This is a genomic window from Microbulbifer mixtoriginis (SeqCode), from assembly GCF_052466715.1.
In genome coordinates, this window is record NZ_CP174288.1 from 3,763,306 (window position 1) to 3,776,932 (window position 13,627).

Genomic DNA, 13,627 nt, shown 5'->3' on the forward strand with positions numbered 1-13,627 from the left:
TTCTAAACGATATCGATCTGCCACACACATCGTTGGCTATGACAATCGTTTCCCACTCGGCACCCGCGATCCTGCGAAGGGGGGCATTCTAACCTCTCCAGGCTTGAACTCCATTCCAGTTGCAGTAGAGTTAGGCGAAGTGTTGAGTACAGTGTGCTCACTCACACTTTGAATGCGCACTATTTCATCTGATTTGTGTGCACCGGGGAGGGACACCTCAATCTTAATTACCGGGACCCGAGTGTCCGGATATGCAGACACCATAGAACAATGAAATCGATAAAAATTGTCTTCTCACTTTGGGTGTTAACATTTGCTGTAACTACCTCAGCTGCACCGCTCTTAAATGGCCTTGCGCTCGAACAACAATTTAACAAAGAGCTCTATATAGCCGCTGTCTACTCGGAGAGTCTTTCCAGTGATTCAGCCGGCCTTTACAACCCAGAGACACCGCGGCGCCTGGAAGTACGGGTGCTCGCCAAAAGCCTGCCCGCGCGCCGTTTCCGCAACCAGTGGATGGAAAGTATCGCCATCAATAACCGCGGTGACACCCTGAGCAGTCAGGCGGAGGATATGGTGACCTTCGCCAACCTGTTTAAAGGCCGCCTGCACCGCGGGGACCAGTTAGCCATCGATTTTGCCGCCGACAGCGGTATCACCTCGGTTTCCCTGAATGGCATTACCCTCGGTGAGATAGCCAATCCGGATTTCTTCAATACCCTGCTACGCGCCTGGATCGGCCCTGTCCCCCCCTCGACAGATTTTCGTGACGGACTGCTCTCTGCCGGAAATATTCCCGACTCCCTGCGCTCCACTTTTGAGAGCCTAGAGCCCAGCAGCGAGCGGATCGCCGAACTGCAGTTGAAGTTGATTAGCCAAGAGGAAGCCCTGGCGGCGGCGCAGGCACCACAGAAAGAGGAGGAGCTATCCAAGCCCACACTGGTTGAGGTGGATCTCGCCCCGCCCACCATGACTCTGACTCCGGCAAGCTCCGAAGTGTTGGAGGTGGCCGAGCAAATCACAGAGCAGGTAGCTCAGACTGAAGCCACCGATGGGCTCTCACAGACAGAGGAAGCCCCCCTGCAGCAGGAAAACGAAAGTAGCGGCGAGCCTATCCAACTAGCCGCAAACAGCCCCGAGGATATAGCGCTGGCAGAAATGGATGAGGAGTTTGAGGAGGAAGAAGAGGCCCCCCTAACCGCCGGTATGATCTTGGCTCGCCAAATTTACACTTCCAATCTACTGCGCCACACCTACCGTCATATTCGCTATCCGAAACGCGCCCAGGAGCGGGGCCAGGAAGGTAGTGTGCGCCTGAATGTGGTTATTAACACCCGCGGCGAAGTAGAGGAGATTCAGGCAGTGCAAGAATCCCGCTTTGGTACTCTCAACCGTGAAGCTCGCGCTGCGGTAGAGAGAGCGGCGCCATACCCCGCAGTACCCTCCCAGCTGGGCGAGGAGACTTTCAGCTTCTCACTGCCGATTACCTTCAATCTACCCGACTGACCCACTCTTTCGCAAAAGCCCCACTCTGTGGGGCTTTTTACTAAGAAATTTCGCTAAATTTGTAACTCCTAACCAAATTAGCCAAGCCACCATCTGCCGCAGTCCATCCGCCGCTAAACGCAGCCCTCTTGCCCAACCTTACTGTCCCCTTTTACCATGTACGTTTGACACAACTGTACAAAATTTAGCCAAAAGAGCCGAAATGAAAAAACTATTACTACCTGTCGCTATTGCAGGCATTCTCGCCGGCACCCAGCTGTCACTAACAGCCCACGCCCACGATCACAGTGGCTCCAGCCACCATAAGGCCACTGCTGAACAGCAGCAGCTCACTTCCGGTATCGACCTCACCGCGATGGATACTAGTGTTCGCCCACAGGATGACTTCTTCGCCTATGTAAACGGCACCTGGCTAAAGAACACCGAAATTCCAGCAGATAAATCCCTCTGGGGCGGCTTTACAACCCTGAGAGACAAAAGCACAGAACAAGTTAAAACACTGATCATGGAGGCCAGTAAAGGCGCCAGCAGCAAAGATGCCAAGCAGATCGGTGACCTCTACAACAGCTTTATGAATGAAAAGCTGATTGAAAAGAAAGGCATTACCGCTGTCTCCTCCGAACTCGCCAAAATCGACGCAATTAAGACCCGCAAGGATCTGACCAACTATTTCGCCTACGCTGATATCGCTGGCTACGACGTACCCTTCGGTGGCGGCATCTACCAAGACCTGAAAGAGGTCGAGAACTATATTTTCTACCTGTGGCAGGCCGGCCTGGGTATGCCGGACCGCGACTACTATTTCGAAGATACCGAGAAGAGCAAGGGGCTGCGCAAGGCCTATAAAGAGTATCTGGTAGAAATCCAAAAGTTAGGCCAGCTGGATAATGCCGAAGCGTTCTCCAAGAAAATCTTCAAGCTGGAAGAGAGCCTCGCCAAGCATCACCGTACACGCCTGGACAACCGCGACCCCGAAAAGTATTACAACAAGAAATCCGCTGCGGAACTGAAGAAGCTGATGCCTGCAGTTGACTGGAACAGCTACCTAAGCACAGCCAAACTGGCCAAGGCTGACAGCTTTATTGTGGGCCAGCCCGAGTACCTGGAAGCCGCTAATCAGATCATTGTCGACACCGATATGGCCACCTGGAAGCGCTACCTGAAGGTCAAGGTACTTTCCGCCATGGCGCCTTACATGCACAGTGAGATTGCCCAGGCACATTTCGATTTTTTCAACACCAAACTCCACGGCGTAGAGCAGATGGAACCCCGCTGGAAGCGCGGCACCCAGTTTGTGAATGGCGCAGTGGGTGAGCTGGTCGGCAAGCGCTACGTTGAAAAGTACTTCCCACCGGAAGCTAAAGCGCGCATGACTGTGCTGGTAGACAACCTGAAAGCCGCCTACCGTGAATCCATCGAGTCCTTGGAGTGGATGGGTGAGGACACCCGCAAACAGGCATTGTTTAAGCTGGAAAACTTCACCACCAAGATTGGCTACCCGGACAAGTGGCGCGACTACTCCGCCCTCAAGGTAGATGCCGATAACCTGGTGGGCAATGTGCTGGCAGCCAATATGTTTGAGGCCAGTTATGATCGCAACAAGCTGGGCAAGCCCATCGACCGCGGTGAGTGGGGCATGAGCCCACAGACCGTGAATGCCTACTACAACCCGGCAATGAACGAGATCGTGTTCCCCGCAGCCATTCTGCAACCGCCATTCTTTAATATGAATGCCGACGATGCAGTGAACTACGGCGGTATCGGTGGTGTGATCGGCCATGAAATCGGTCATGGCTTCGATGACAAGGGCAGTAAATTCGATGGCAAAGGCTACCTAAATAACTGGTGGACTGACTCTGACCGCAATAACTTTGAGAGCCTTACCAGTAAGCTGGTCTCCCAATACGACGCCTACGAGCCCTTAGAAGATGAGCACATCAACGGCAAGCTGACTCTGGGTGAAAACATCGGCGACTTGTCCGGCCTCGGCATCGCCTATAAAGCCTACAAGATGTCCCTGAACGGCAAAGAAGCACCGGTCATCGACGGTTTCACCGGCGATCAGCGCGTATTTATGGGCTGGGCACAGGTTTGGCGTAGCAAGATCCGCGATGAAGCTCTGAGCGGCCGTATGAAGGTGGATACCCATTCTCCTGCGGAGTACCGAGTGAAAGGGGTCCTCCCCAATATCGAAGCTTTCTACGAAGCTTTTGATATTAAAGAAGGTGACGGTATGTACCTGCCGAAAGAGGAGCGCGTGAAGATCTGGTAATCGCTGGCAATAATCCTGCCATCTGTTACCGGCTTTCCGCTCTACCGGCCGCCCCGGCGGCCGGTTTCTCTCAATATTTTCCTCGAAGCTTCCCTCTCTCCTAAAATTTCCTCATTCTTGTACCATCCATTTCATCAACACTACAGGATGGACAAATCTTTGCCGCAATAGCTTAAGATGGATGGCGTGCTTTCATAAGAGATACCACCAATGGCCCATCGCACCCAGTTCCAACTGCTTGCCAGCCGCCGCTTTCTGCCCTTCTTTATCACCCAGTTTTTAGGTGCCTTTAACGATAACGTATATAAAAATGCGTTGATCGTGATGATCGCCTTTCGCTTGGTGGAAAGCGAAGCCAATGCTCTAATTAATATCGCCGCCGGCCTGTTTATACTGCCGTTTTTCCTATTTTCCGCCTCTGCAGGTCAGTTGGCGGACAAATTTGATAAGAGCCGCTTAATTAGACTGATCAAGCTGGGAGAGATCGTTATTGGCTCCCTCGGTATAGGTGCGCTTTATAGTGGCAGTAATCTGCTCTGCCTTGCCGTTTTGTTCCTGCTCGGAGTGCAGTCCGCCTTCTTTGGCCCGGTGAAGTACGCCATCCTGCCACAATCCTTGAAACGCTCTGAACTGGTCGGTGGTAACGCACTGGTAGAGATGGGTACTTTTGTTGGTATCCTCGCCGGCACCATTGTGGGCGGCCTACTCGCCGGGCTGACCGGGCAAGGGGAACACGGTCTCTTCTACCTCAGCCTGATTATTATGGGGGCCGCGATATTCGGCTACTTGGCAAGCCGCTGGATTCCTCAAAGTCCAGCGCCCTCGCCAAATTTGCATATCAACCCAAACCCCATCACCCAAACCAACAAAATCCTGCGCACTACTGCCAAAACCCCATCAATTTTCTATGCCATTATCGGCATCTCCTGGTTTTGGCTATTGGGCGCGGCTTATCTGACGCAGATACCCAGTTTTACGAATAATGTACTGGGGGGAGATGAATCCCTTGTCACCCTATTGTTGTGTGCCTTTACCGTCGGTATTGCCCTGGGCTCCATGCTGTGCGAGCGCTTATCCAACGGCCATATCGAATTGGGCCTAGTACCACTGGGTGCCGCCGGCCTCACCATTGCCGGAATCGCCCTTTCCAGTGCCGGGGGGGGCTTTCAGGAACTGCAAGAGCCCACCTTAAGCGCTTTCTTCAACAGCGATGGCGCCCTCACTATTCTTACCTGCATCGTATTGTTAGGTATTTTTGGTGGCCTCTACATTGTGCCTCTCTACGCTATGATGCAAGACCGATCGCCTCGAGAAATTCGCGCACAGATTATCTCGGTCAACAATATTCTTAACGCGCTGTTTATGGTTGTTTCAGCGCTGCTGGGTATTTTGTTCCTGAATATCCTAGGAGCCACGATTCCACAGTTTTTCCTGGTCATCGCCCTGATGAACGCCGCCGTGGCTATCTTTGTATTCACCAAGGTTCCCGAATTCGCGATGCGTCTACTTATCTGGATGCTCTCCCACACAATGTATCGGGTAAAGCATCAAGGGTTAGAGCAGATTCCCGCAGAGGGACCAGCCCTGATCGTGTGTAACCATGTGAGTTATGTGGATGCCCTACTGTTAGCCGGCGCCGTACGCCGCCCAATACGCTTTATCATGTATAAGCCGATTTACGAAATCCCGGTGCTGCACTTTATCTTCCGCACTGGGCGCGCCATTCCCATCTGCTCCAAGTCACGGGATCCTGCAGGCTATGATCAGGCATTCAAGGATATTGAGCAGGGTTTGCAAGATGGTGACCTGCTATGTATTTTCCCAGAGGGACAACTCACTAAAGACGGAGAGATGCAACCGTTTAAAGCCGGCATTGAAAAAATCCTTGCGCGCACCCCTGTGCCAGTAATCCCCATGGCCCTACGCGGACTTTGGGGCAGCTTCTTCAGTCATAAAGGTGGACACGCCTTCACCACCCTGCCAAAGCGCTTCTGGTCCAAAGTCAGTGTCGTGGCAGGCGCTCCGATTAAAGCGCCTGAAGCCAAGGTAGAGGCATTACACAATGAGGTACTGGAGTTGCGCGGGGAATTAAAATAGATCAACACATATTTTGGGGCTGGGATAACACCAGCCCTGTCATCAAGACCCTTACGCGCCAGGATATTTGACCAGACCAAGGCTACTGTAGTCTTACTGCTGTCCTATGCTTAACCAAACTTCCTTCAATGTAACCCCATCTTCAGAACCTTATAAAGCACGATGACCGAATACGGGTCTAACAAGGAATATTCGCAGCATCACTCAACAAATATGAATCCCTGACTGATAACCAATCAGATATAGGCTGTCTCATGTAAGGAAGTGGCAATGGCTCGACAGAATCAGTTTCAGCTATTGGGAAAACGCCGCTTCCTCCCCCTATTCCTTACCCTGATCACTGTCTATTTCAACAACAATATCTTCAGAAATGCTCTCTTAGTTATTCTCGCTTTCCAGCTGGCAAAAAACGAAGCCAATACTCTGATCAATCTGGCAACCGCACTTTATCTTTTACCTTTTTTCCTGTTTTCTATCACAGCGGGGCAATTGGCAGATAGGTTCGATAAAAGCAAATTTATTAGGCTGATTAAGCTGCTAGAAATCCCCATTGTACTTCTGGGGGCTGTTGCGCTGTATGCCAACAGTAAGATGCTAAGCTTCTTAGTTTTATTCCTATTAGCAACCCACGAGACTTTCTACGGCCCTGCCCGCTATGCAGTTATGCCCCAACACCTGAAACGAAAAGAACTGATGGGTGCTAATGGGTTGGCACAAATGGCAATTTTTGCTGGCAGCCTTAGCGGTGCAATCGTAGGCGCTCTACTCGCAGATTTTATCAAGCCGGGACAACATGGGGTTTTATATCTTAGCCTTGTCATGTCTGGTATCGCAGTTTTCGGTTATTTAAGCAGCCGCGCAATACCTCCAGCACCACCATTGTCACCCCGCTTAAAAGTGAATTGGAATCCAGTAAAGCAAACTCTGAAAATTTTACAGCAAACAATGAAGAACCCTTCGGTTTTTTATTCCATCATCGCCTGTTCTTGGTTTTGGCTAATCAGCACAACTTTTATTGCACAAATTCCCAGTTTCACCAAAAACACACTGGGCGCCAGCGAACCCGTGGTTACCCTGATGATTTGCTGCTTAACAATTGGTATTTCGCTTGGATCCCTTATGTGCAATACCTTATCTCGAGGCCGCATTACACTTGGCATAGTACCCATCGGTGGGCTTGGAATAACTCTGGGCGGGCTTGGTCTGGGTTTTAGCGCACTAGGTTTTCATACTATATCTGGAGCTTCCATATCTGAATTTATGATGAGCGACAACGCAGTTTCAATTTTGCTGTATACAGTATTGGTGGGTTTCTCCGGGGGGATCTTTATCGTGCCACTCTACACCATCATTCAAGACCGGGCAGAAAAGCAAATACGCGGACAAATTCTTGCACTGAACAATATGTCTTACGCCCTATTCGTTGTCATAATCTCAATAGTCAATATTATATTGCTAGATGCAGCAAAGATATCTATCACCCAACTTATAATATTCCTTGCAATTTTAAATCTCCTTGCATTAATTTTTATCTGTTTCAAATTACCCGAGCTGTTAGTGCACCTAACCACCTGGGCCTATACAAATATCGTGGCTCGAGTGCAAGGAGAAAACTTGAAACTGATACCGGAACAAGGAGCCACTCTCATCATCTGCACGTCCATGAATTACCGGACACCTCTAATCCTATATGAGATAATACCACGCCCCATTCGTTTTATCTTACCGCAGTCATTATTCAATCATAAATTAATACGCTTTGCCCTTAGCAATGGGGGCACACAACCTATAATTTACAACTCAGAAAAAACAGAAAAGAATATCAACCTTCTCAACGAAATAGAAAACGCAACAAAAAAAGAGGAACTTTTGTGTCTATTTATAGACAAGCAAGATCATTCAAGTACAACCATGAAAAGAAGAAAACAGTTATGGGGCATATTTATGAATCAGAACACTCCCATTACTCAAGCCCTATTACAGATCAAGAAGACAAAAAGCCAGTTAAGCAGAAGAACATTATTAACCTTAAAAAACATTTACAAAGAAGACGATATTTAAAAAGAAAACCTACAAAGACAGCCTCACCATTTAAGGATAAAGACCTCAGAAACCACAACTACTCTTTTACAATAACAATCAACACTATAAAACCAGATTCCATCTACTAGTTGGCAGCAGTTCCTTCTACTCTCCAAGCATCCACTGATTCAGCTTTACCCTATGCTATTAGTTACTCACTTTTGCACTGATACAATGGTTTAGTCACTGGATTTGTTCTAGGGAAGCAACCCAACTAAAGAAAGGCGCCAATGGCCCAGCAAAACCAATTCACCCTTTTTACCAAGCGCCGCTTCCTGCCACTGTTTCTCTCACTGATCAGCGCTGCCTTCAACGATAACATTTTCAAAAATGCACTCCTGGTGATGCTGGCATTTCGTCTGGCGGAGTCCGAGGCTAATGCCTTAATCAATCTCGCAACGGGCTTTTATATACTGCCGTATTTTCTCTTTTCGGTAACGGCCGGCCAGCTAGCGGATAAATATGACAAGAGCCGAATTATTAGGATATTGAAGTTAGCAGAAATATTTTTTGTCTTGCTGGGAGCCTATAGCCTTATTTATAACAACCAGATCCTGAACTTTATTGTGTTGTTTTTAATGGCAACACACACTGCTATATTCAGCCCTGTGCAGTATGCCCTACTACCCCAACACCTCAAGCGCAGCGAGTTGATGGGAGGCAATGGATTGGCACAGATGGCTTCCTTTGCCGGGGTGTTAGTCGGGACTATTGCCGGTACCCTACTCGCCGGTTACACAAAACCGGGCCAACCGGGACTGGAGGAATTGGGAGCCATCATGGTTGTGATAGCCGTCTTAGGCTATCTTGCCAGCCGAATGATCCCACAAGCACCTCCCCCGACCCCAGACTTGCGCATCGACTGGAATCCCGTATCCCAAGCTTGGCGTATAATGCGGCTAACGGTTAAGAATCCATCAGTTTTTTACGCTATTCTCGCCTGTTCCTGGTTCTGGCTGGTCAGTTCAGCCTATCTGGCACAGGTGCCCAGCCTCACCAAAAATGTACTAGGCGCGAGCGAGCCAGTTATTACCATTATTCTGTGCTGCCTATCCATTGGTGTGGCGGCGGGCTCCCTGATGTGCGAAGCACTCTCCAGAGGGCGCATCACATTTGGCATAGTACCTATCGGCGCCTTGGGGATCACTCTAGGTGGGCTGGGCCTCGGTATAACCACTGCACAGTTTGACACCTTGTCCGGGGCATCTATCAGCGAATACCTGCAAAGTGATGGCGCTTATGCCGTACTCATATATACCGCTTTACTGGGTATATTTGGCGGTATCTTCATTGTACCGCTTTATACAATCATGCAGGACAGGACCGACTACGCTGTGCGTGCGCAAGTCCTATCCCTAAACAATGTTTTAAACGCCCTATTTATTGTACTGATCTCGCTGCTTAGTATTTTTTTTCTCGATGTACTGAAAATTACAATTCCGCAGCTATTTATCCTGATGGCTCTGGTGAACTGTACAGTAATGGCTTTATTGTTTTTCAAACAACCAGAATTTATTGTGCACTTGCTTGTGTGGCTCTCCTCGCATCTATTCGCCCGTACCTCCTACGGAGAACTCAAACACATTCCCGCCACAGGAGCTGCATTGCTAGTCTGCAGCCCAGCAGCCCGGCTGGCGCCCCAACTGCTTATGGATACTCTGCTGAGGCCGATTCGCTTTATTCTGCCCCAGGGATTTAATCAATTTCCTTTGCTGCGATTTATTTTTAACAATTACAGTCTTGCGCCCATTTTTTACGACGCGACAAGAGATAAAGAGAAGTTCACAGCGGAAATACGTCGAGCTGTAGGGAATGGTGAATTAATCTGCTTCTTTCCCGTTAAAGATCACTGTGACAGTGAATTTGCAGATGCTCCAAAACAACTAAAGGAGGTCTTAACGCATACAGCCACCCCCATATTCCCCCTTACTCTGAAGGGATTGCACGATGAGGTTTCAGGCAGCCCCAATCATAAAAAAAAGAGCTTTTTCCCCAAAGTACATATCAGCGTAGGGCAGCCTATTGCAGCGAAGGATATAAACAAATCAGCCTTAGGTGAGTAACTCAGCAAAAGTATTACTTAATTCATCGATTTAACCAGCAGTCACTAACCACCAGTAAAAAATGTGCCTTATTCGAACCCCAAATTCAGAGTTTAATCTCGCTCAAGTCCAGCAACAGCTGCGAACTCCACACCCAAATAGGGTAATTGGCATATTCAGATTCTAAGTGGGGCTTCTTTAGCAAAAAAATACCCGCTTCTAGGAGCGGGTATTTTCAATACTTTCAGGCTGTGTTTTATTAAGCAACCTTAGCTGGAGCCTCAGTAGAAGCACTCCCCTTTCTCATCAGCCAAAGCGCTCCGATAAGCACCAAGGCTTGCAAGCCAATCCCCTGCCAAGTTGGGTAAATACCCAGCCAGTCGAAGCTAAACTGCAACGGCAGCGGTGAAATACCAATCCAGGCCGCCTCCTGCAACGCGGCAACCGCCTTGCCTGCAAGTACGAATGACAGTGCCAGCAATACATAAGTGGTCACGCTGAAGAATTTACCGATCGGCAGGCTCACCGAGTAACGCACTAGGGCAAAACCAATTACCGCCAGTAAAACTACACCAGCGCCAATCCCTGTCCACAAAGTGCCATAATGACCTGCAGAAGTCTGCGCCAGTAGAGATTGATAGAACAGGATGGTCTCGAAGATCTCACGGTAAACTGCGATAAATGCCAGCCCTGTAATACCCCAAAGGGCACCGGTACTCAGGCTACGGTTGATGCTTTCACGGATATATTTCTGCCACTCGTCCGCTTGTGTTTTACTGTGCATCCAGAAGCCCACATAGAAGAGCACTACCGCGGCCAGCAAGGCGGCCACGCCCTCCATCACCTCACGACCGGCGCCACTAATGGTGATCAGTGTTTGCGCCGCAATCCAGGTGGCAAAGCCGGCGGCAAAGGCACCGACCCAGCCCACATGCACAAATTTGAGGGCATCGCGACGGCCAGTTTTTACCAGGATGGTAGTCAGAGCAATCACCACCAATAGCGCCTCCAACCCTTCACGCAGAAGAATCACCAGACTGGCAATAAATAGAGCAGCACCAGACAGGTTGCCCTCCTGCATTAGCGACTCCGCTTGAGCTAGTTGCTGCAGGATTGTCTCAATCTGCGCCCGAACCTGTTGGGGGTCGCTATCGGCATGAAGTTGCGCGCGCAATCCCAGCAATTCACGTTCAGTGGCCAAGCGCAGGTCTGCATCCAGAGAGTTCAGGGAGTTTTCCGCCATCTCAAAACCATCAAGATAGGCGCTGATAGCCAGTGTGCGAGCTTTGGCGAAGTCGCCCTGTTGATAAGCCAGCAGAGACGCCTGTAACTGTGTGCGCGCCACATCAATGGGAGAGCCGCCTACCGAAGCTTCTGCGGTAAATAGCACACTCGGATCAGCGCGTAGTGCCGCCACCGTCTGCGAGGAGATTTCCGGACGATCATTGCGCAGCACCTGTGGGCTATACATCACCATATCTTGCAAGCTAGGTTTCATTTCCGCAGCCGGGTCGCTTTCACCGGCAAATGCCAAGCCACCCACGTAAAAAGCGAGAGACCAGCGCTGCTGCTCGGTGAGGTTAGCAAATGCAGTCATGGCGGTGCCATCAATACCATTGCTGATCGCATCGTAAAGCCCCAACAGAGAACGATTAACAGCGCGCTCGCGCTCGTGGAAATTGGTCGGCGCAGGCTCCAGATTCGCCGCCAAGGGGCCGTCGCCGTGGCCCTCCACACCGTGACACGCAATACACTGGGCCTGATAGAGCGCGAGAGTCTCTTCAGTACTGACTAATCCACTTGGCAGTGATAATGCCGGAGCAATAGCTAGCAACCCCTGGCGCAAACTGGCTGTGTGTACCTGTACTTCATCAATATCCGCTTTGCGCTGGATCGCCGCCTGTAAGGCCTGGGCCTCTGCGCGAATAACACTGGCCTCGGTGGAATCTTTTAGCTGCTGCCCACGGTCGATCAGCAGACCGGCGAACTCCTCCATTTCAGCATATTCGTCGGCATTGATGATCTTGCCTCCGGCCACAGCCTCCGGGTAATCAACGCCAATATACTCCGCCATTTGCATCAACTGGCGCAGTTCCTGCTCTGAGAGCCCCCCCTGCTGGGCCTGGGCGGGGATAATCGAAATGGCCAGCAACGCTAAAAACAAGCGAGCCAGATAGTGGGAAAGGCGCATGGAGTGTCCTTTTCAGTTGCTACAAACACTATTCGTTATGGATCGCACAATATTATTGATAATCATTCTCATAATAAACCCCATGCTTAAACTCACCTATATTCATTGAGTTGAAAAAGCCTTGCTTTTTAAGTTTTGCACAATTAGATTGTGCAAAACTTAAAAAGCGGAGCACACCATGACAGACCTGTACTCAATCCCCGTAAAGACCGCCAGCGGCGAAACCACTTCCCTTGAGAACTACAAGGGCAAACTGATCCTTGTGGTAAACACTGCCAGCAAGTGTGGATTCACCAAGCAGTACAAAGGACTCGAAGCCCTCTACGATCAATATAAAGACCGCGGCCTAACCGTGCTTGGCTTCCCCTGTAACCAGTTCGGCAAACAGGAACCCGGCAGTGACGATGAAATCCAAGAGTTCTGTGAACTGAATTTTGGCGTCAGCTTTCCCGTTTACGCCAAACTCGATGTCAATGGCCCCACGGCTCACCCACTGTTTGTGGAGCTGAAGAAAAGAGCACCGGGCCTCCTTGGCACCGAAGGCATCAAGTGGAACTTCACCAAATTTCTGATCAGTAAGGATGGCAAGGAAATTAAACGCTACGCCCCAAAAGACACCCCTGAGTCCCTGCAGGAAGAAATCGAACGGATGTTGTAACTGTGATTTGCGACGAAGATTCCGAGCTGGCTCTCAACCGCCAGCTCTGTTTTGCCCTCTACGCTGCCTCCAGGGCTATGACGAAAGCCTATCAGCCCATGCTGCAAGACCTGGGTATCACCTACCCCCAGTACCTTGTATTGATGGTGCTCTGGGAGTGGGCACGTGAAGATGAAAACTGCGAAGTCGAAAAAGACGGAAAGGATAATGAGAGAAGCCTCGGCGCTCTTGGACAGCGCTTGATGCTCGATTCCGGCACCCTCACCCCCCTCTTGAAGCGCATGCAAGAACATGGACTGGTAGAGAGAAAACGCGCTCCATGGGATGAACGGGTCACCCTAGTGGCGGCCACCAGTGCTGGTCTGGCATTAAAGCCCCGGGCTAAGCAATGGGTGCAGCAAAACATCCAAAACTCAGCCATTACTCGTACTGAGGTGGAACAGCTTCACAGTGACCTCTGGCAATTTCTAAACAAGCTGGAAGGCAGTAATCCCATAGGGGCTGCAAAGTAGAAACAATATTTTCCTCATCGCCCCCGGGAACCTTCATCCTTGGGGCAAACACCCCAAGAGAGAAAACAAACCAACAAATAGCATAATTATTAGGACGTGATTTCCCATAAAAAACGATTTGAATGAATATTTAGGATGAGTATTGACCTCAAGCTTAAATAACCTCCATAATATGCGAAATCCAGTCCGCTGCCGGTATCGCCACACATGAAGACTGACAACTGTACTTTTCAGCCTCGCCATTTCGCCCTAGCTTCCTCGCTACGA

The 13,627-nt window shown here is 50.0% G+C and carries 8 protein-coding genes; 7 read left to right on the forward strand and 1 reads right to left on the reverse strand.

The features are described 5' to 3' along the window. The first annotated feature begins 270 nt into the window (after window positions 1–270). The 5 genes from ACJJH9_RS16690 (at window position 271) to ACJJH9_RS16710 (ending at window position 10,020) form a co-directional block, all read left to right on the forward strand. A complete protein-coding gene (locus tag ACJJH9_RS16690) occupies window positions 271–1,506 on the forward strand; it encodes a TonB family protein (RefSeq protein ID WP_444923419.1) in 1,236 nt (411 codons plus the stop codon). A gap of 202 nt (window positions 1,507–1,708) precedes the next feature. After that, on the forward strand, window positions 1,709–3,778 hold the full coding sequence (locus ACJJH9_RS16695) for a M13 family metallopeptidase (RefSeq protein WP_444923420.1): 2,070 nt from the start codon (window positions 1,709–1,711) through the stop codon (window positions 3,776–3,778). A gap of 210 nt (window positions 3,779–3,988) precedes the next feature. Next, window positions 3,989–5,875 (forward strand): MFS transporter, encoded by a 1,887-nt coding sequence (locus ACJJH9_RS16700; protein WP_444923421.1) that lies wholly within the window; start codon window positions 3,989–3,991, stop codon window positions 5,873–5,875. A gap of 270 nt (window positions 5,876–6,145) precedes the next feature. After that, entirely contained in the window at window positions 6,146–7,936 is a 1,791-nt protein-coding gene (locus ACJJH9_RS16705; RefSeq protein WP_444923422.1) for an MFS transporter, read from the forward strand. A gap of 251 nt (window positions 7,937–8,187) precedes the next feature. Further along, window positions 8,188–10,020 (forward strand): MFS transporter, encoded by a 1,833-nt coding sequence (locus tag ACJJH9_RS16710; RefSeq protein WP_444923423.1) that lies wholly within the window; start codon window positions 8,188–8,190, stop codon window positions 10,018–10,020. Window positions 10,021–10,258: 238 nt separating this feature from the next. Here ACJJH9_RS16710 and ACJJH9_RS16715 read toward each other — a convergent pair whose 3' ends face one another. After that, the gene (locus ACJJH9_RS16715) at window positions 10,259–12,190 is read right to left on the reverse strand and encodes a cytochrome c/FTR1 family iron permease (protein ID WP_444923424.1); all 1,932 of its coding nucleotides are present in this window, start codon (window positions 12,188–12,190) and stop codon (window positions 10,259–10,261) included. Window positions 12,191–12,368: 178 nt separating this feature from the next. Here ACJJH9_RS16715 and ACJJH9_RS16720 point away from each other — a divergent pair, with 178 nt between their 5' ends. Further along, a complete protein-coding gene (locus tag ACJJH9_RS16720) occupies window positions 12,369–12,848 on the forward strand; it encodes a glutathione peroxidase (protein ID WP_252084543.1) in 480 nt (159 codons plus the stop codon). A gap of 2 nt (window positions 12,849–12,850) precedes the next feature. Continuing rightward, complete coding sequence (locus ACJJH9_RS16725) at window positions 12,851–13,360, forward strand: MarR family winged helix-turn-helix transcriptional regulator (protein ID WP_444923425.1); 510 nt, start codon at window positions 12,851–12,853, stop codon at window positions 13,358–13,360. The last annotated feature ends 267 nt before the right edge of the window (window positions 13,361–13,627 follow it).